At 63.0% G+C, this 20071-nt stretch carries 10 protein-coding genes; 4 read left to right on the top strand and 6 right to left on the bottom strand.

Features of this window, described 5'->3' with window-relative positions; all coding sequences use genetic code 11:
• Positions 1-40 precede the first annotated feature (40 nt).
• Positions 41-8803, bottom strand: a complete 8763-nt coding sequence (locus ACCD07_RS11315; RefSeq protein WP_413447426.1) for a GH36-type glycosyl hydrolase domain-containing protein — start codon at positions 8801-8803, stop codon at positions 41-43.
• Between the two features lie 196 nt (positions 8804-8999).
• Positions 9000-11090 (bottom strand): aminotransferase class V-fold PLP-dependent enzyme, encoded by a 2091-nt coding sequence (locus ACCD07_RS11310; RefSeq protein WP_413447396.1) that lies wholly within the window; start codon positions 11088-11090, stop codon positions 9000-9002.
• A 140-nt stretch (positions 11091-11230) separates the two neighbouring features.
• Between ACCD07_RS11310 and ACCD07_RS11305 the strand changes: the two genes are divergently transcribed.
• The 3 genes from ACCD07_RS11305 (at position 11231) to ACCD07_RS11295 (ending at position 14809) form a co-directional block, all read left to right on the top strand.
• Positions 11231-11707 (top strand): Lrp/AsnC family transcriptional regulator, encoded by a 477-nt coding sequence (locus ACCD07_RS11305; protein ID WP_176655965.1) that lies wholly within the window; start codon positions 11231-11233, stop codon positions 11705-11707.
• A gap of 51 nt (positions 11708-11758) precedes the next feature.
• Positions 11759-12925, top strand: a complete 1167-nt coding sequence (locus ACCD07_RS11300; protein ID WP_413447395.1) for an HPP family protein — start codon at positions 11759-11761, stop codon at positions 12923-12925.
• 78 nt (positions 12926-13003) lie between these two features.
• Positions 13004-14809 (top strand): DUF885 domain-containing protein, encoded by a 1806-nt coding sequence (locus ACCD07_RS11295; protein WP_413447394.1) that lies wholly within the window; start codon positions 13004-13006, stop codon positions 14807-14809.
• A 53-nt stretch (positions 14810-14862) separates the two neighbouring features.
• Here ACCD07_RS11295 and ACCD07_RS11290 read toward each other — a convergent pair whose 3' ends face one another.
• Positions 14863-15321 carry an acyl-CoA thioesterase gene (locus ACCD07_RS11290; protein WP_176655968.1) on the bottom strand — a complete coding sequence of 153 codons (459 nt, stop codon included), beginning with the start codon at positions 15319-15321 and terminating at the stop codon, positions 14863-14865.
• 175 nt (positions 15322-15496) lie between these two features.
• Between ACCD07_RS11290 and ACCD07_RS11285 the strand changes: the two genes are divergently transcribed.
• Positions 15497-16912 (top strand): ATP-binding protein, encoded by a 1416-nt coding sequence (locus ACCD07_RS11285; RefSeq protein ID WP_413447393.1) that lies wholly within the window; start codon positions 15497-15499, stop codon positions 16910-16912.
• Here the strand turns inward: ACCD07_RS11285 and ACCD07_RS11280 are convergent.
• The 3 genes from ACCD07_RS11280 to ACCD07_RS11270 all read right to left on the bottom strand — a co-directional run bounded on the left by ACCD07_RS11280 (position 16909) and on the right by ACCD07_RS11270 (position 19905).
• Entirely contained in the window at positions 16909-17517 is a 609-nt protein-coding gene (locus ACCD07_RS11280) for an ArsR family transcriptional regulator (protein ID WP_176655970.1), read from the bottom strand. The two genes, ACCD07_RS11285 and ACCD07_RS11280, sit on opposite strands and share 4 nt — an antisense overlap.
• A gap of 254 nt (positions 17518-17771) precedes the next feature.
• Positions 17772-18299: a hypothetical protein gene (locus ACCD07_RS11275; protein WP_413447392.1), complete on the bottom strand. Its 528-nt coding sequence runs from the start codon at positions 18297-18299 to the stop codon at positions 17772-17774.
• Positions 18292-19905 carry an anti-phage dCTP deaminase gene (locus ACCD07_RS11270; protein WP_413447391.1) on the bottom strand — a complete coding sequence of 538 codons (1614 nt, stop codon included), beginning with the start codon at positions 19903-19905 and terminating at the stop codon, positions 18292-18294. The genes ACCD07_RS11275 and ACCD07_RS11270 overlap by 8 nt, the downstream gene beginning before the upstream one ends.
• Positions 19906-20071 lie beyond the last annotated feature (166 nt).

The raw sequence follows: 20071 nt of genomic DNA, 5'->3' as shown, positions 1-20071 counted from the left end.
GTTGCGACAATGTTGAAAATGTCCAGAATGGGACACTTTGTTAAGAATCGGACTTCGCCGGCATCAGCAGTTCGACCTGATGGACGCTGGGAGTGTCGTACAGCTCGACCATCATGCCTGGCTGCCGTATGCCGTCCACCGTCATCTCCGGCACGATGGCCTGTGCCGACTTGACGACGTTGATCACGTACGACGCGGCGCCGTGGCGATAGGTCAGCGAGAAGCGGTCCCACTCCGCCGGCATGCGCGGCGCCAGCGCCAGATGGTTGGCGGTGCGCGTGACGCCCAGCAGCGACTCCAGTATCAGCCGGTACATCCAGCCGGACGAGCCGGTGTACCAGCTCCAGCCGCCCCGTCCCACGTGCGGCGCCACCGCATACACGTCCGCCGTCACCACGTAAGGCTCGACCTTGTATTTCGCCGTCCCCTCGGCCGTCGCGCCGTGCATGACCGGATTGATCATGCGCGCCAGTTCCCACGCGCGTTCCGTGTCGCCCATGCGGGCGAACGCCATCGCGGTCCAGATCGCGGCGTGCGTGTACTGGCCGCCGTTTTCGCGCACGCCCGGCACGTAGCCCCTGATATAGCCCGGGTTCGGCCCGGCCTTGTCGAATGGCGGATCGAGCAGCTGGATGATGCCTGAATCGCGCCGCACCAGCCGCTGGTTGACCTGCTCCATCGCGCCGCGCACGCGCACCGGATCGGCGGCGCCGGACAACACGCCCCAGCTCTGCGAAATCGAGTCGATCTGGCATTCCTCGTTGGTGTGGGAACCGAGCGGCGTGCCGTCGTCGAAGTAGGCGCGGCGATACCACTGGCCGTCCCATGCATTGAGCTCGACGTTGGCGGCCAGCTTCTTCGCTTCGCTGCGGCACTCGGTGGCGAAATCGACGTCGCTTACCAGGTCGGCCACTTCGGCAAAACGCTGCAGCACCTCGCACATGAAGAACGCCAGCCACACGCTCTCGCCCCGGCCATGCTCGCCGACCTTGTCCATGCCGTCGTTCCAGTCGCAGGAGCCGATCAGCGGCAGGCCGTGCTGGCCGAAGCGCAAGCCGTTGCGGATGGCGCGCACGCAGTGGTCGTACAGCGTGCCGCTCTGGCTCGATCGGCTCGGCAGGTCGTAGTAGGAATCCTCTTCCGGCTTGACGGCGCGCCCTTCCAGGTAAGGCAGCGATTCGTCCAGCACACTGGCGTCGCCGGTGCCGATGACGTAGCGCCAGGCACCCAGCGGCAGCCACAGGTAGTCGTCGGAACAATGCGTGCGCACGCCCCGGTCCGACGGCGGATGCCACCAGTGCTGCACGTCGCCCTCGATGAACTGGTGCGCGGCGCACAGCAGCAGCTGGTCGCGCAGCAGCTTCGGTTGCGTATGGATGGTGGCCATGGCGTCCTGCAACTGGTCGCGGAAGCCGAACGCGCCGCCGGACTGGTAGTAGCCGCTGCGAGCCCAGATGCGGCAGGCGATGGTTTGATACATCAGCCAGCCGTTGGCGAGGACGTCCAGCTCGGGCTCCGGCGTTTCAATGCGCACCGCGCCCAGCGTCTGCTCCCAGTGCGCGTGCACGGCGGCCAGCGCCTCGTGCGCGGCGTCGGCGCCGCGGTGTTTCTGTACCAGGCTGCTGGCGTCGGCGTTGCGGCGGCCGCCCACGCCCAGCACGAACACGATCTCGCGCTCCTGGCCCGGCAGCAGGTCGAACGGCACCTGGATCGCGGCGCAGGCGTCCAGGCCGGCGCCGACCTTGCCGGACAGGCGCTGGCGCCGCAGCGCCACCGGCGCGGCCAGCGTGCCGTTGCGGCCGAGGAATTCGCCGCGGTCGCCGGTGTAGCTGCGCAGCGTGGCGTCGCAGTTGAAGAAGGCGACACGGCCGGTGAACTCGGTGTTGTAGGCGTTCTTGGCGAACAGCGCGCCGCTGACCGGATCGGCCTCGGTGACGATGTGCATGCCCGACTTGGAGCGCATGTCGCCCAGTACCCACTCGACATAGCCGGTGGCCGACAGGCGGCGCGCCACCAGCGAATCGTTGCGCACCTTGAGCACCGTGTACTTGATTGGCGCGTCGATGGCGACGAAGGTCGTCATCTCGCTGGTGATGCCGGCCTCGGCGTGCTCGAACACGCTGTAGCCGAAGCCGTGGCGCGTGACATAGATGCCGTTGCCGCGCGCCGGCAGCGCCGTCGGCGACCAGTACTGGCCGCTCTGCTCATCGCGCAGGTAGAACGCCTCGCCGCTGGCGTCGCTGACCGGATCGTTGTGCCACGGCGTCAGGCGGAACTCGTGGGCGTTCTCGTGCCAGGTGTAGGCCTGGCCGCTTTCCGAGATGACGCTGCCGAATTGCGGGTTGGCCAGCACGTTGGACCACGGCGCCGGCGTGCGCTGCTCCTCGCTGGTGGTGATGACGTATTCGCGGCCGTCCGAAGAGAAGCCGCCGATGCCGTTTTCCAGCATCAGCCCGCGCGCCGGATGGGTGACCGGGCCGGCGTCCGCGTACTCGCCGCGGTTGTCCGTCAGCAGCGGCGGCATGCGCAGCGCCGGCGGGCCGGGACGCTTGATCTGCTCGGCCAGCGTGCCGCGGCTGTCGCTGAGGATGGCGCGCGCCACCGATTGCAGCAGCACGCGGTCCTCGTTGGCGATCTGGTCGGCCAGGCGCACGAAGATGCCGCCCGGGCGGTCGATCGCCTGGGCGTCGATGCCGGAGGCGATCAGGCCCATGATCTGTTCATGCAGCAGCTGGCGGTAGCCCGACTGGTCTTCGTACCAGATCACCAGGTCGACCACCAGCCCCTTCAGGCGCCAGTAGGCGTGCGCCTGCACCATCTGGCGCGCCAGCTCGATGTTGGCCGGGTCCTTGATCTGCAGCAGCACGATCGGCAGGTCGCCGGAAATCGCATACGCCCACAGGCCGGACTGGCCGCGCTGGTTCTTGATCAGGGTGGCGGCATCGGCGCGCAGAGCGGCGTTCGGATAGATGACCGAATTGGCCAGGCGGCCGTACAGCTGGGCGTCCGCCTCGCTGGCGTTGAGCTGCCGCAGCACAACCTGGCTGTGGGTCCACGCCAGTTCGAACACGCGGTCGGCCAGGTGGCGGTCCTGGTATTTGTCGATCAGGTGCAGCGCGGCCTCGCGCTGCTCGGTCATGCCGGTGACGATGTCGACGATGGCCGTCTGGTCGGGCTTGAGCGTGATGGTGTAGCGGATCGCCACCACCGGATCGAGCACCGAGCCTTCGCCGCCGCTCAATTCGCCCTCGCTCAGCATGGCGCTGGGCGCGGCCTGGGTGTTGCCGCGGCCGATGAAGCGCGAACGGTCGGTTTCGAACGAGACGTCCGTCACCGGCGCGTCGTGCACCATCATCGAATGCATCAGCCACGGCATGGCGTCGGAGTCGCCGCGCGGCCGGCGCGTGCACAGGATGGCGTTTTCGTCGCGCAGGATCTCGGTCTGCACGAACAGCTTGCTGAAGGCCGGGTGCGCGGCATCGGCGGCGGCGGGCGCCATCACCACTTCGGCGAAACTGGTCACCTCGATGGTGCGCACGCGGTCGGACTTGTTGGTGATGCGGGTGCGGCGCAGCTCGATGTCGTCTTCCGGCGAGACCACGATTTCCGTGTACAGGTCGATGTTGCGGTCGGAGCGGCGGAACTCGGCGCGGCCTTCGGAGAAGATCACTTCGTATTTGCGCGGCTCGGCCAGCGTGGGCTGGTAGGTGGTGGACCAGAAGCGGCCGTCGTCCATGTCGCGCACGTAGCAGAAGTTGCCCCAGTTGTCGCGGGTGCTGTCTTCGCGCCAGCGGGTGACCGCCAGGTCCTTCCAGCGGCTGTAGCTGCCGCCGGCGTTGGTGACCATGACGTGATAACGGCCGTTCGACAGCAGTTGGGTTTCCGGCACCGGCGTGCTTTGCTGGGTCAGGATGCGCATCGGCATGGCCTGTTCCGGCGCGGTGGCGCGGATGGCCGCCATCTCGGTGGTGTTGGAATAGAAGGCGCCCACCTGCGGGCTGCGCTCCTGCAGCACCAGCAGGGTCGATTGCAGCAGCGGGTCGGACTCGAAGCGGCGCTGCATCGGCCGGTCGTGCAGCAGGTAGCTCAGCGCCAGCAGGCCCATGCCCTGGTGGTGGACCATGAACGAGCGGATGATGGCCGCGCTCTGGCCGCGCGGCAGGCGCGAGGCCGTGTAGTCGACCGCCTCGAAGAAGCCGTAGCGGCCCATGTAGCCCAGCCCCGCCATCTTCTGCAGGTTGAGGCAGGCCGCTTCCGGCTGCACCATCAGGCCCAGCATGGTGGCGTAGGGCGCGATGACCAGGTCGTCGGCCAGGCCGCGCTTGAGGCCCAGGCCCGGCACGCCGAAGGCGCGGTACTGGTAATTGAGGCTGGCGTCGACCGTGTTGTAGCCCGACTCCGAGATCCCCCACGGCACGCTGCGGCGCTTGCCGTAGTCGATCTGCGCGTCGATCACCGCGTTGTAGGTCTGGTCGAGCAGCGTGCTCGGATAGTTCGGCATCACCAGCAGCGGCATCAGGTACTCGAACATCGAGCCGCTCCAGGACAGCAGCACCGGCTTGCCGGCGACGATGCACAGCTGGCGGCCCAGCGCGAACCAGTGCTCCTGCGGCAGCTGTCCCTGGGCGATGGCGACGAAACTGGCCAGCCGCACTTCGGACGCCAGCAGGTCGTAGTAGCTGGCATCGAGCCGGCGCTCGCTGACGTTGTAGCCGATGGCCAGCAGGTTGGTGGTGGCGTTGTACAGGAAGCCATATTCCATCAGGGCGTAGGCGCCGCTGCGCTGCCCCAGCTCGGCCAGCGCGCGCATGCGTTCGTGCGCGGCGACGGCGCCCTGCTCGCACAGTCCGGCCAGCTGCAGCCGGCGTTCGAGTTCGGCCGGAGCCAGGTCGGTGACCGGCACGGCGGCCGAGCTGGCGGCCATGGCGGCCAGCTCGCGCAGCGTCGGCATGCGCGTCATGCTGGTGTCGAACACGGTATCCGGCGGCAGGCCGGCCCACGGTGTCAGCACGGCCAGTTCGGCCAGCGCGGCGCGGCATTGGCGGACCAGCGCGGCGGCCCACATGGCGGCGGCCTCGCCCTGCCCTTCGGCCTGCGGCTGGTAGTGGTCGGCGGCATCGGCGACGCGGTTCAGCCAGCCGTGCAGCTGCTGCAGGTTGGCGGTGTCCGGCGCCGGCGTCAACGCCGCCAGCAGCGCCTTGATGTCGCGCGGATCGGCGCCGCTCTCTGCGTCCTGCTCGGCGTAGACCGGATTCGACGGCGAGGTGCCAGCGGCGGTGGCGCCCACGCTGGTTGCCGGGTGCGCGGCGGGTGCCTGCGCCGGCGTGGTGCCGGCCAGCGTTTCTTCCAGCACGCGGCAGGTGGCGACGATGCCGTCGACGATCTGCGGTCCCAGCACCGGCTGGTCGTACAGGCCGGTCAGGCCGGCCTGCAAGGTCAGCAGATGGCCGGCCAGGTTGCCGCTGTCGACCGTGGAGATGTACACGGGGTGCAGCGGTTTCAGCGTCTGGGTGTCGTACCAGTTGTAGAAGTGGCCCTGGTGGCGCTCCAGCTTGTCCATGGTCTCCAGCGTGGCGGCGGTGCGCTCCATCATCTGGCCGACGGTGATGTAGCCGAAGTCGCTGGCGCTCAGGTTGGCCAGCAGCGCCATGCCGATATTGGTCGGCGAGGTGCGGTGCGCAATCACCAGCGCCGGATGCTCCTGCATGTTATCCGGCGGCAGCCAGTTGTCCTCCGGCCCGACGAAGCGGTCGAAATAAGCCCAGGTGCGACGCGCCAGCTTGTTCAGGAACTGGTGCTGTTCCGGCGTCAGCTGCGCCGTCTTGCGCACGATCGGGCGGCTGATCCAGTCCGCCACCGCCGGCGCGACGAGCCACGCCAGCAGGAACAGCGCGGCCGGCGGCAGGCTGGTCGGCCGCCATCCCAGCAGGGCGCCGCCGACGAACAGCGCCAGCACCGGCGAGGCCCACATGGTGCGCCAGGTGCCGGCGTCGGCGTGGGCCAGGTTGGAGGCGCGCCATTCGAGCAGGCGCTTGCGCGACACCAGCATGCGCCAGGTGCTGCGCAGGATCGCGTCGAGGCTGAAGTAGGCCTCGTACGGCAGGAACACCAGCATCAGGATGGCGTGCGAGAACTGCAGGCCGCTGCGGCGCATCGAGGCGCGCACGTGCTGGCTCCACAGCGTGTCGCGCGGGCGGCGGAACAGGTCGTGCAGCGCGCTCACCAGCGGCGGCACGAAGATCACGGCCAGCACGGCGCCGGTCCACAGCCACGGGTCGGGCAGCCAGCGCCACGCGGTGATCAGCGACAGCACCAGCGCCGGCGCGGTCAGGCTGCGGCGCAGGTTGTCGAACAGCTTCCAGCGCGACAGCAGCGACAGCGGATTGCGCTCGCGCTTGCGGTTCGCTCCCGGCACGCGCCCCAGCAGCCATGACACCAGCTGCCAGTCGCCGCGGATCCAGCGCTGGCGGCGGCTGACGTCGTCGCTGTAGCGGGCCGGGTATTCCTCGTACAACTGGGCGTCGCTCAGCAGGCCGGCGCGCAGGTAGCAGCCCTCCAGCAGGTCGTGGCTGAGGATCTGGTTCTCCGGCAGGCGCTGTCCCAGCACCTGCTCGAACACGTCGACGTCGTAGATGCCCTTGCCGATGAAGGAGCCTTCGTAGAACACGTCCTGGTAGACGTCGGACACGGTGCGGGTGTAGGGATCGATGCCGGGTTCGCCGCCGCACAGTTTTTCGTAGCGCGAGGCGTTCTCGCTCGGCAGCGCCACCGTCACGCGCGGTTGCAGGATGCCGTAGCCTTCGACCACGCGCCCGCGCGCGGCGTCGATGCGCGGCTGGTTCAGCGGATGGCGCATGGTGGCGATGAACTGCGCCGCCGCGTCGCGCGGCAGCTGGGTGTCGGTGTCGAGGGTGATGACGTACTTGATGCTCTCCAGCTCGCTGGTGTCGCCGACGACGACGCTGAACTTGTCGCGCGCGCCGCCGCGCAGGAAGCGGTTCAGGTCCTGCAGCTTGCCGCGCTTGCGTTCATAGCCCATCCACACGCCCTCCTGCGGATTCCACAGGCGCGGGCGGTGCAGCAACAGGAACGGCGAGGCCGGCTCGCCGTTAGGATGGGTGGCATACTTGCGGTTCAGGTTGCCGATGCAGCGATGCATCTGTTCCACCAGCGCGGCGTCGGTGGGCAGCGTCTCGGACGGCGCGTCGGCGAAGTCGGTCAGCAGGCAGAACATCAGGTTCGGATCGCGGTTGGCGAGGAAGCGCACTTCCATCTGTTCGCACAGGTCCTGGATATTCTCCTTGCTGAAGGCCAGCGTCGGCACCACCACCATGGCGCGGGCGTCGGTCGGCACGCCGTCCTTGAAGTCCATGCGCGGCAAGGGGTGGGGCCGGGTGACCAGCGTGGCCACCCAGTTCACCAGGTTCAGCGCCAGCTGGCTGCTGCCCAGCAACACCAGCACGGCCAGGATCGCGATCACCGCGCCGTGGACGCCGTCGTGCACGGCCCGTTCCAGCAGCAGCGAGGTCGATACCAGCGCGATGGCGGAGATCGCGCCCAGGTAGGAAGTCAGCGGCGAGGCGCGCGAGGTTTGCTGCAGGGCCTCCAGCCAGGGACGGCGCATGCCGGCCTGTTTTTCCAGCGCGGCCAGGCCGCCGCCGATCAGGTAGAAGCCGACGTGGCCATGGCGCACGTTGCCGCCCTGGTAATTGGCCTGCGCCAGCTGCAAGGCTTGCTGCGCCACCTCGGCTTCCGAATATTTCGAACGCTTGGCGATTTTCTCGATCGCGTGGCGGTACTGGTCGCGCGTGGCGAACTCCATGCCGCCGTAGACGCCGGCCGGATCCTCGCGCAGGGTCTGCTCGACCACGCTCATGGTCTCGACGAACTCCTGCCAGTCCATGGTGCCGAGGAAGCGCAGGCTGCCGATGCTGTTGGCGATCGACACCTGTTCGGCCGCCTGCTGCTGGATCTCCAGCTGGATCTGCTGTTCGATGGTCTGGCCCGACTCGGCCAGGCGGTGCGTGATCCACGACAGCGCCAGGGTCAGCGCCGGGCTCTGTCCCTGCAGCCGGCGCGCCAGTTCGGCCACGAAGGCGCTGGTGATCGGTGGATTGGAGCGGGCCATGTCGGCCACCATCAGGATCAGGCCGCTGGGATTGCGGTCGGCGACGTCGGTCATCTGGTCGGCCCAGCTGTTGGCCAGGTCGCGGTGGATGCGGTTGTCGGCCACGCGGGCGGCCACGCGGCGCAGGTTCTCGATCAATGCCAGCCGCAGCATGATGGGGATCGCCCACAGCTCGCCCAGCTTCAGGCTGGCCACCTCCTGGTAGGCGTCGACGAAGCGGCACAGCGATTCGGGATCGACGCGGCCGTCGCCGTGGGAAATGATTTCCAGCGCGATCTTGTAGACGCGCGGCGTGCCCTCCGGCGCGCCGCGGCCCAGGCGCGGCAGCTCCTTGCTGTAGTCCTTAGGCAGGTGGCGGCGGGCGATGCGGATCTGGTCTTCGATCAGGTAGAAATTGTCCAGCAGCCATTCCGATGCCGGCGTGATCTGGCGGCCGGCCTTGACGGCGCCGGTCAGCTCGTCGCAGGTGGCGTCGATGACGGCGGCGTTTTCCGCCAGCCGCGACAACAGGCGATCGCGCCCGCCACGCTTGCTCAGCTCGTGGTGCATGGCCAGCGTCTTGCCGTGCGCAGCCATCTGCGCCGCGCTGAACAACTCGGCACGCAACGGCAAGTCTTCGTCGTCTTCGTCCGATAGCAGCGAGCCGGAGGGGGATTCGCGGAACCCGAGTGTCATCTCGGGCAGGAGGGGGGTGGGTTGGTTCAAAGCTGGTACCTCGCTTAAATCTGCGAATGGGAAATTATCTGTCAAGGCATCGTACGGGGGCGCACGGCAGGCGACTGTACGGTGGCGAACATAGTGCGCCGCACAAAAAAAAGGGCCGCTTGCGCGGCCCTGTAAAGGAAGAAAAACGAAAACTTGAATGAGCGGCCTATGCGGCCAGCGGCAGCGGCGCCAGCGCCAGTCCTCCGACCAGGCTGTAGGCATGGGGATGGCCGAGACGGCGCAGGAACTGGGCGGCTTTCAAGCTGCGATTGCCGCTGCGGCAAAAGAACACCAGCGGCGCCGGCTCGCCGCGCAGCCACTCGCTGGCGTGCTCGGCCAGACGGCTCAGCGGCACGCTGCGGACCACGCTCCCCGCCGCGCCCGGTGCGATGGCGCCGGCGGCAAACTCATACGGTTCGCGCACGTCGATCAGCATGGCGTCGGGATGGGCGTGCAGGAAAGCATCCAGCGCGGCGCTGTCGAGCTGCGCATCGGCGGCCAGGCCGGCTTGGGGCTCGGCGGCCATGCTGATGCAGAATTGATTGTGTTCGTCGCGCGTCGGGCACAGCAGGGTCTGCGCGGCGCTGACCGCGCGCAGCGCATCCTGCGCCGGCCGCGCGCTGAAGGCGAAGCGCACCGCGCCGGCCGGCAGGCGCGCGCCATCGGCGGCGCCCAGCAGGTAGTTGCGCAATTCGCCGCCGGCTCCGCCGGACACGCTGGCCAGCACTTGCGCGCCGAGTTTGATCGCGCCGACCAGCGCGCCGTCGTCCAGCGCGACAGTGGCGGCGTGCGCCGGCCAGCCATACACGTCCGTTTCGGCATGGCTGTCGAAGTGGCGGCCCAGCACGTCGATCAGCATGGCGCGGCCGGCGTTGGGCAAGGTGCTGACGATGGCCTGCACCTGGTAGTTCTGGCAGCGCACATACGATTCGATGCGGGCGCTCATTTCGGGCAGCGGGTCGATGACGATGCAGCTGCGGCTGGCGGCGTCCAGCACCATCCAGCTGCAGGCGCCCTCCACGCCCAGCTGCAGCAGGCCGTCGTGCGGCACGGCGGTGCGCTCGGACGGGATCAGGCAGCTGGCGCGCAGCGCGGCGCCGCAGCGCTCGATGCGGGCGCAGGCGTCGGTGATGGTGGCCTCGTCGACCAGCGGGCCGAAGGACATGCGGATCGCGCCGGCGCTGCGCCACAGCGGCGCGTGCATCGCGTCGAGCACGTAGCTGGGCGCGGCCTTGGCGGCCGAGCAGGCGCTGCCGGAGCTGACGCGCACCTGGGCCGCGTCGAACACATCCATCAGTTCGCGGCTGGCCAGGCCGGGCACGGAAAAGTTCAGCGTGGTCGGCAGCGATTTGTCGAAGGGATTGTTGAACACCACGCCGGGCAAGGCCGCGCGCAGGCTGTCGGCCAGGCGGGCGCGGAAGCCTTCCAGTTGCTCGTGGCCGCGGAAGGTGTCGCCGCGTTCCAGCGCGGCCAGCACCACGCCCAGCGCGGCGATGCCGGCCATGTTCTCGGTGCCGGAGCGCTGTCCGCCCTCCTGGCCGCCGCCCATGATCAGCGGCGTGAACGGCGCGCCGGCGCGCACGTACAGCATGCCGATGCCTTTCGGCGCGTACAGCTTGTGGCCGGAGAACGGCGCGTAATCGATGCGGGTCGACTGCAGGTCCAGGTCCAGCTTGCCCAGCGCCTGCACGCAATCGACCAGCCAGTAGGCGGCGGTGCCGGTCTCGGCCAGCACGACCTCGATGCCGGCCAGGTCGGTGACGACGCCGGTTTCATTGTTGGCGGCCATGGTGCACACCAGCGCCGCCCGCGGCGCCACGTCGCGCAGCAGCGCCAGGTCGTGCGCGCCGTGCTGGTCGACCGGCAGTTTGTACAGCTCCAGGTTCAGGCCCAGCAGGCGGTTCCAGTGCGCCAGGCTTTCCGGCACGGCCTTGTGCTCGGTGGCGCCGTAGACCAGCAGGCTGCCGATGGCCTCGCCGCCCGCCTGGCGCTCGCGCAACGCGACCAGCGCCGACAGCACCGAGGTCTGGATGCCTTCGGTGGCGCCGCTGTTGAACATCAGGCGGCCGTCGCCGACGCCCAGCAGGCGCACCGCGCAGGCGCGCGCCTGGTCGAGCAGGGCCTTGGCCTTGAGGCCGGTGGCGTGGCTGCTGCTGGGGTTGCCGAAGCGCTGCCCCATGGCATCGGCCGCGGCGGCGATGGCGGCCGGCAGGACGGAGGTGGTGGCGTTGCCATCAAGGTAGATTTCGGTAGTCATGTCGGTGCTGAGCTGTTGGAACAGGCTGCTAAATAATCGGTATACATAGCTTACCCATTCGAACGAAAATATATGTACTAAAATACTCTTCATGCGCACGCCATGTAGCATATTCATACCCAATTTCACGAATTAATAGAATGAATCAACTTGACCGCTACGATTACGCCATCCTCTCCGCCCTGCAAGGGGACGGCACGCTCTCGATCGCCCAGCTCAGCGAGAAGGTCGGCCTGTCCAGCACGCCCTGCTGGAAACGCGTGCGCCGGCTGGAGGAGGAAGGCTATATCGAGAGCCGCGTGGCCATCGTCAACCGCCGCAAAGTGGGCTTGCCGGTGACGGTGTTCGTCAGCGTGCGCACCAGCCAGCACGATGAAAAGTGGCTGGCGCGCTTTGCCGCCGCCGTCATCGCGTTGCCGGAAGTGCAGGAATTTCACCGCATGAGCGGCGACATCGACTATCTTTTGAAGGTGGTTACGAGCGATATCGAAGGATATGACCGCTTTTACAAGAAACTGATCAAGGCCGCGCAGCTCACCGGCGTGTCGTCGGCGTTCTCGATGGAGCAGATCAAGATCACCACCGCCCTTCCGCTTGAGCTTGTTTCGCACCAATAAGGGGCAGACATGGGGTAATATTTGTCCCATTTCAAATACCTGATTTAACCCATGCGCGCATTGCTAGCCCCCTGGCTGCCCAGCCCCAGCACCGCCAGCCGCCGCGAACAGTTGCGCGCCGCCGGCGGCGCCCTGTTCGGCCTGCTGCTGACCGCCCTGATCGGGCTATACCTGTTCCCCGGCGGTTCCATCTTCCTGGTGGCGCCGATAGGCGCGTCCTCGGTACTGCTGTTCGCGCTGCCGGCCAGTCCGCTGGCGCAGCCGTGGTCTGCCATCAGCGGCAACGTCGTCAGCGGGCTGATGGGCGTGATCTGCATGCGCTGCCTCGGCGACGTGCTGCCCGTGCCGCTGCTGTGCGCGCTGGCCGCCAGCACGGCGATCGCCGCGATGTTCGCGCTGCGCTGCCTGCATCCGCCCGGCGGCGCGGTGGCGCTGACCGCCGTGATCGGCGGCCCGGCCATCCACGCGGCCGGCTTCGCCTTCCCGCTGGTGACCGTGCTGGCCGACACCACGCTGCTGGCCGTCATGGCCATCCTCTACAACAACCTGACCGGGCGCCGCTATCCCCATGCGCAGCAAGGCGCGCATCCGAATCCGCACGCGACCCGGGACGCCGTGCCGACGGTGCGGCTGGGCTTCAAGCCCGAGGACCTGGACGCGGTGCTGCAGCAGTACAACCAGGTGCTGGACATCAGCCGCGACGACCTGGAGTCGCTGTTCATGCAGACCGAGCAGCGCGCCTACCAGCGCCGCTTCGGCATCATCGCCTGCGCCGACATCATGTCGCGCGATATCGTCAACGCCGAGTTCGGCACACCGCTGGAAGAAGCCTGGCAGCTGATGCGCCTACACCGCGTGGCCGCGCTGCCGGTGCTGAACCGGGCGCGGCGCGTGATCGGCATCGTCACGCAAACCGATTTCCTCGAGCATGGCGGACTGGACGACTATCGCGGCATCCGCCAGCAACTGCAGCGCTTCCTGCGCAAGACCGGCGTCACCCACACGGAAAAAGCCGAAGTGGTCGGCCAGATCATGACCCAGCATCCGACCACCGCGCGGCTGGACACGCCCATCGTCGACCTGGTGCCGCTGATGGCGGACTCGGGTTTCCACCACATCCCCATCGTCGACGAGGAGCAGCGGTTCGCCGGGCTCATCACGCAATCGGACCTGGTGGCGGCGCTGTACGAAAGCCGCTTCGCCGAGGCGGCGGCCTGATACAAATTTTTTCCCGGTCCGGCGGCGCTATCCCTTATGCTTAGCGCCGCTTGATTCACTATCGACCAGGAAACAGTTATGAAGCATCAACTTCGTCTCGCCGCGCTGGCTACCGCCGTCGCGCTGGCATTTGCCCCCGTTGCCAACAGCAACGCCGCCGATGCGCCCACCGCACCGCATACCAGCCCCGCGCCCGTGCACAAGGCCTTGCTGGCCATCGCCGACCAGTACTACGACGCCAGCGCGCGCTTCGAGCCCATCGGCGCCACCGAGAACGGCGACAACCGTTTCGACGACCAGCTCGGCATGAGCATCGCGCCGGCCAAGCGCGCGCAGCAATTCAAGCTGTACCGCCAGTTCGCCGCCCGCCTGAAGACGATCAAGCGCGAGCAGCTCGACAGCGCGGACCGCATCAATTACGACATCCTCAGCTACGAGCTGCACGGCCTGCTGGCGATGGAGCGCTTCCCCGAGCACCTGCTGCCGATCAACCAGATGGACAGTGTGCCGGTCACCCTGGCCAACTACGCCGGCGGCGAGGCGTCGCAGCCGATCGGCACGGTCAAGCAATACCAGGCTTACCTGAGCCGCGTGGCGCAGCTGCCGGCCTGGATAGACCAGGCCATCGCCAATATGCGCGAAGGCATGAAGAAAGGCATCACCGAGCCGAAAGCCATCATGGAATCGGGCCTGCCGCAATTCAAGAAGCTGGTCAGCGACACGCCGGAAAGCAATATCTTCTACACGCCGATCACCAAGCTGCCGGCCGCCTTCTCCGACGCCGACAAGCAGCGCCTGACCGCGGCCTACCGCAAGACCATCGCCGACAAGGTGATGCCGGCGCTGGCGCGCCTGGCGAACTTCCTGGAAACGGAATACGTGCCGGCCTGCCGCACCACGACCGGCCTCGGCGCGCTGCCGGACGGCGCCGCCTGGTACCAGGCCCGTGTCGCCAACGCGACGACAACCTCGCTGAAACCGGATGAAATCCACGCGATCGGCCTCAGGGAAGTCGCGCGCATCCAGGGCCAGTTCGAACTGCTCGGTCCCAAGCTGGGCTACAACGGCCCGGCCGCCGGCTTGCCGGTGTGGGTGGCGGCGCAGCCGAAGTTCTACCCGTTCAAGACTGAAGATGAAGTGCAGGCCGTGTACCGCAAGCTCAACGACGTGCTCGACACCAAGCTGCCGCTAATGTTCACGCTGCAGCCGAAAGCCAGGCTGGACCTGCGCCTCGAGCCCGAGCTGAGCCGCGCGACGGCTTCGGACCACTACACCGCGCCGGCCGGCGACGGTTCGCGTCCGGGCGTGTTCTGGTCGGTGGTCAACGATCCGACCAAGTACGGCAGCCCCGGCATGACCACGCTGTTCCTGCACGAAGGCAAGCCGGGCCACCACTTCCACATCGCGCTGATGCAGGAACTGAATCTGCCTAACTTCCGTAAATACGGCGGCAACAATGCCTACACCGAGGGCTGGGCGCTGTATGCGGAAACGCTGGGCAAGGAAATGGGCTTGTTTGAAGATCCGGCACAGTATTTCGGCCACCTGAACGACGAGCTGCTGCGCGCCACCCGCCTGGTGGTGGACACCGGCATGCACGCCCAGGGCTGGACCCGCGAGCAAAGCATCCAGTACATGCACGACACGCTGGGCTACGACGCGGTGGCCAAGAGCGAAACCGAACGCTACATGGCGTGGCCGGGCCAGGCGCTGGGCTACAAGATCGGTTCGCTGAAGATCGTCGAGCTGCGTCAGCGCGCCGCCGCGGCGCTGGGCGACAAGTTCAGCCTGCCGAAGTTCCACGCGGTGGTGCTGGGCGACGGCACGCTGCCGCTGGCGCTGCTGGAGGAAAAAGTCGATCGCTGGATCGCGACGCAAAAGTAATTGCCGGGAAAGTGACGACGCCCGCTTGCGGCGTCGTCAACGCGCTTTTCCATTTACTTGGCGTAACGCTTGATACGGGCAATCACCCGTTCAGGCAAGGCCGTGATCTGTTTGGCATGATTGGCGAAGACGATCTGCTGACGCCCGACGGAGACCGCCTTGCCATCCGCATAAAAACGGAATTCCAGCCAAAATGAGCACTTCTTTATGTCAAAAGTATTCATCTCGCAGCTGATATCCTGGAACGGGAAGGTTTCCTGCAAATAGTCCTGTTCCGCATGTTTGGTGATGAATACCCCTTCCTTTTGCAGCATGTCGCGTGAAATACACTCGAAAAACCACTCTTCCCTGCAAATCCCCTGCCATTCGAAGTAACGCGCAAAGTAGGTATTGCCGTAGGCATTCGAGTCCTTCAGGTAGACCGTCAGGGTGTGGATAAAGGTCAGCCTGGCGTTGGCGGCGACAGCAGCGTTGATTTCGGACATTTCGACTTCGGTAGCGCGCAGCAACATGAGTATTCCCCTTTAAAAATGAAGCGCCGCGGCCGGCCGACCGCATGCGATCACTTAAAACGGGTTTGCGTGATGCATGTTTGATCTGGCGCAAACTATTGTTCAATAGACAAGCGAACTATATCAACACGCGCAATACTTCGGGCTACCATCCAAAGCCCGTTGGAAAGAGCACATGCATTCCCTCCTGCCCGCCGTGGTTTCCCTGCTGTTCCTTTGCTACGGCGCCTACGTGCTGCATTCGCGCGGGGTAAGCCGCATCAGCCTGACCTTTTTCCTGTTGTGTACAACCACCTTTTGCTGGCAGTTCACCTGGGCAGTGCTGTTCCAGATCCACGACGAACACGAGGCTATGTCGCTGGCGAAGATGGGGTATCTGCTGATCCTGTTCCTGCCGACCACGCTGTACCACTTCATCGCCGAATTGACGGCGCAGCGCAGCGAGCGGCGCTGGGTGGAGCTGTCCTATCTGCTGGCCGGCCTGCTGGGCGTGATCCTGTTGAGCACGAACTACCTGATTTCCGGCCTCTATCCCTATTTCTTCGGTTTTTACCCCAAGGCCGGCCCGCTGCACCCGCTGCACCTGGCACAGACCGGGATCGTCGTCAGCCGCGGCCTGTGGCTGCTCTACAGGCGCCAGCGGATGGCGGTATCGACCGAAAGGACCCGGCTGCGCTATTGCCTGGTCAGCATGCTGATCTATTTCTTCGCCTCGGTCGATTATTTGTGCAATTACGGCATGCAGTTCTATCCGCCGGGCGTGCTGTTCGTGGCGGCCAGCCTCGGCCTGATCGCCCAGGCCATGGTCCGGCACAACCTGCTGGCGGACCCGATGGAGGTGGCGGCCACCATCGCCCACGAAATGCGCACGCCGCTGGCGACCATACGCAACCAGTCGCGGGTGCTGGCCAAGTGCCTGCCGGAGCTGTTGGCCGGCTACCAGATGGCGGTCGAGCACCAGCACATCGACCAGCGGCTGCAGCCGGCGCAGCTGCAATACCTGGGCAAGCTGACCCAGCACATCGATGCCGAAATCAGCCGCTCCAATTTCATCGTCGACATGATGCTGGCCTCGGCGCGCGCCGGCACGCTGAACCGCAGCGATTTCGCCCATCACTCGATCAAAAAATGCGTGGAGGAGGCGCTGGCCTTTTATCCGTTCGAGAGCTCGATGCGCGATAAAGTGGTGGTGAAGGCGGCCGAGGACTTTACCTTTTTCGGCTCGGATGTATTGCTGGTCTATGTTTTATACAATCTCTTTAAAAACTCGCTGCACGCGATCAAATCCGCAGGACGGGGTGAAGTCGAGATTGCTTTCTTTACGAACGGGAATAGCAAGCAACTGCTGGTGACGGATACCGGCGCGGGTATTCCGGATGATGTATTGCCGCATGTATTCGAGCCGTTTTATAGCACCCGGCATAATGGCGGCGGCACCGGCATGGGATTGGCATTCTGCCAGCGTGTCATTACCGCTTTTGGCGGCAGGATTCATTGCGAATCCCAGGCGGGTCGATATACGCGCTTTTCTTTATTATTCCCGCAAAAAGACACGACGCCGATGTGGGCCGCCGCCGAGCTGATGGATTAATTCACGGCCACGTCTTCACCGCTGATTTTCTCAAGATCGTTTTCATCGCCCAATACATAAATCTTTTGCTCGCGCAGCACTTGCAGAATAAATGGCTGTTGTTCGCGCAGGCGGCGCTTGAAATCGGGGATGGAGTACAGGTTGGGATTAATCTTGCGGCGTAATAAACGCTCGGCGACCGGCAACCTGGATAATAATTCGCCGTAGCTGGTGTTATCGCCGATCAGCATTAATTCCACCGGCGTATCCATGCCCTCGTGTTCCTTGGCGGTGGCGCCATAAACAAATGCCACATTCAATACGTGTTGCAACGGCGCCAGCGCCGAATTCAACACGCTGACCAGTCCGAAGGTTTTCTTGACCAGGTTGCTTAATTCCCCGAACACGATGCATTCCTTGTTGGGCTTGAACCGGCGCACATTGCCGATCCGCTCGGACACGATGACGCCCGACTCATGCAGCCGTTTGAGCTCCCGCTGAGCCGATGCGCTGCCCAAACCGGTCAGGCGCATGATCTCGTTCAAGTGGAAGCCTTGATTGACACGTACAAAGAGCAAGCCCAGCAGCTTTTGCTGGGCAGGGGTAAAGAGTGCTTGAGCGATCATGAGCCAAATCTTAGCATGAACGAACTGAAAATCAGCACGACTATGTGCCATTTTTGTGAATTAGGCTCGCGTGCGCTGTCAGATTGCATATATCGATTGCCATCGTCTCAGTCTGCTCTTCAAGGGCTGACCGCAGCAGTAGACGACTTATAGATAATCATGCTTCAGACGACATTAACAATATATGTGGTCTTTTCATCAGCCATAAAAAATGGCGCTTACGCGCCATTTTCTGAGAAAATATATCCAAGACTCTAGAAATGCAGCTCCCCTGCCAGCAGCGCATCATTTTTTGATAACTTTCCAGCTTTTATAAATTTCTCAGATATTGTTTTTTTTGATTTCTTGAAAACAAAATCATCATCAAATATAAACAAACATGGCCCTCGCCGACAACTAGATTTTTCAAGCGCATCAATAGCTAAAGCGATCCAAGCATCTGCACTATCACTTTCACTAGCGTAATTTGCTTCCATGGATTCATGTAAATCCATGTACTTCAGGTTTACATGTTGCAATTGAGCAAATGCTTGAACACGTGTGGCTGCAATAAAATCCAGTCGAGGAGTAGTTCTTGTGTCGAATATAAAACAAGGGTGAAGTCTCTCTACAAGAGCTCCAAAAAAACCTACTTCTTTGAAATTCTCCTCCATAAGCAATATCACTTCAGGAGATTCTTTAAAATCGAAAGTAAGTTGCTCACTATCTCCTTTCTTTATTAACGGTTCAGCTTTCCCTTGAGTAACGAGTTTCAAACGTTCACGTCCAAATAAGTTATACATCACCACCTCCTCGTGCCGCCAAAACAGATTTTTCTATATCCTGATAACTTAATTTAAACAGGCCAGAAGCCGAGTAGGCCTCCCCTATTTTCATATTTCCGCTACTATCTTTCAACGGACGATCTTTGAAAAATACCTGTTTATAAAGTCGCGGAGCAACCCCTGTAAATGGCCTAAATAAAACTTTTGCTTCCCGCCCCTTTATTCGTTCTTTTTTGCTCGGGGATATCCATATTTTTGTCGACTGAGTTATGGCATCCCCATGCAAGCTAATAGCCTTACTTTTAGGATACGGCTCAATATATTGAACTTCGTCAACACCAGCTGAAACTATATGTCGTGCACAATAATGGCATGGAAAGGTAGTTACGAACAAGCGCGATCCAATCGTGCTCTTGCCCTCACGAGCTGCAGAAAGCAATGCATCCATTTCCGCATGGACAGCCCTACTGAATTCAAGCAATCTTCCAATCGGCGTCTTTTTTAATTGCTTAATTAATGCTTCCTGATCAATAACTGCATGAAGGGCAGGAATTTGTTCAATGATCTTCTTTACTATGTCATCCTGTGCTCTATTACTACTGCAGTAGCCATTCACCTTTGCACATCGATGATCATTGTCCCCTTCCTCCGGGTCATCATCATGGAACCCACCGCCATATACCCCACCACCTGCTTTCGGGACCTCATTGGCGCCAGTGGAAATTACGTTCCCGCTCCCATCCAATAAGGCTGCTCCTACTTGGCGAGAAAGACAGGCACTGCGCATTTTCGCCCCGTAGGCGTAGAACATGCCTGTTTCGCTCGGATCTGGACGAATGATTCGAGCGTATGTTATCAAGTCTACCAAACGACCAAGTTGATCTGGAATAGCCCAATCGGGATTTGATTCGTGCTTCTCCTCATCAACATATCTTGATGGAGAGTTATCCACAAAATAGTCGGCCAAATGAAATGTATCTACAACTTTCTGCCCATAGGTAATGTCGGCATCCGCATCCCTATCCATCAGTTTTTTTATTTGGTTCTTGCTTGAATTTTGATACTTATCGTCCTGAAGTCTTTTCTCTCGCACTCGTTGCTCGCATACCACCCCTATCAAGCAAAATGCATCTTTATAAACGGAGCGAAGCACCTCTACTTCGGCTGGGTTTTTTAGTGAGTCGAGTATATAAACACGAATTTTTCTGCTTGGGATTACATTAAGAGTTGCAACATTTTCGACAACAACAGATAGCTCGTCTCGCTTTGCCTTGATCTCAGAGATGAGTTCAACTGCAACAGCGGCTGGATCCATTTTCCTCATTTGATCGCCCGCATCTTGAAGCGCTGTGACATTAGCCAGATCATTATCGGGCATAACAATGTTCTGTCCACGAGCGTCGCACCATTTTTGAATTGCATCCCTCGCCTTGATGATATGAGCATCCATCTCATATGTTGGGTCACTCAACAGCCCCTTCAATGCTGAGGCAATTTGACTGGTTCCTGAGCCGATCGGTCCAACAACAGCAAAAACCAACTCGTTCGCATTCAGTTGCCGAAGTCTCTGATCTGCGGGGACGAATACTTCAGCAACTGTTTTTTGAGTGGTGTCTGGCAGCATAGGTAATGGCAATAAGTGGTCGCAAATTATTAGGAAAAATGCATTGACTACACGCAATACTTAAATATAGATCTAAGTGGCCATGCTGTGCAAAGTTTATTTTTGGGGTATCCAAAAAGCATCAAAAAAACGGCACCCGAAGGTGCCGTTTTTGTTTGCGGACTAA

This window comes from Duganella sp. Dugasp56 (genome assembly GCF_047304105.1).
Lineage (GTDB): Bacteria > Pseudomonadota > Gammaproteobacteria > Burkholderiales > Burkholderiaceae_D > Rugamonas > Rugamonas hordei.
Note: the sequence above shows the minus strand (reverse complement) of the source record. Positions and strands in the feature narration are given on the sequence as shown.

Bases quoted from the DNA above. Each gene is read 5' to 3' on its own strand.
- ACCD07_RS11300 (WP_413447395.1), top strand. From the start codon at position 11,759: ATGCGCGCATTGCTAGCCCCCTGGCTGCCCAGCCCCAGCACCGCCAGC.
- ACCD07_RS11285 (WP_413447393.1), top strand. From the start codon at position 15,497: ATGCATTCCCTCCTGCCCGCCGTGGTTTCCCTGCTGTTCCTTTGCTAC.
- ACCD07_RS11305 (WP_176655965.1), top strand. From the start codon at position 11,231: ATGAATCAACTTGACCGCTACGATTACGCCATCCTCTCCGCCCTGCAA.
- ACCD07_RS11315 (WP_413447426.1), bottom strand. From the start codon at position 8,803: ATGACACTCGGGTTCCGCGAATCCCCCTCCGGCTCGCTGCTATCGGAC.
- ACCD07_RS11270 (WP_413447391.1), bottom strand. From the start codon at position 19,905: ATGCTGCCAGACACCACTCAAAAAACAGTTGCTGAAGTATTCGTCCCC.
- ACCD07_RS11280 (WP_176655970.1), bottom strand. From the start codon at position 17,517: ATGATCGCTCAAGCACTCTTTACCCCTGCCCAGCAAAAGCTGCTGGGC.
- ACCD07_RS11310 (WP_413447396.1), bottom strand. From the start codon at position 11,090: ATGACTACCGAAATCTACCTTGATGGCAACGCCACCACCTCCGTCCTG.
- ACCD07_RS11275 (WP_413447392.1), bottom strand. From the start codon at position 18,299: ATGTATAACTTATTTGGACGTGAACGTTTGAAACTCGTTACTCAAGGG.
- ACCD07_RS11295 (WP_413447394.1), top strand. From the start codon at position 13,004: ATGAAGCATCAACTTCGTCTCGCCGCGCTGGCTACCGCCGTCGCGCTG.
- ACCD07_RS11290 (WP_176655968.1), bottom strand. From the start codon at position 15,321: ATGTTGCTGCGCGCTACCGAAGTCGAAATGTCCGAAATCAACGCTGCT.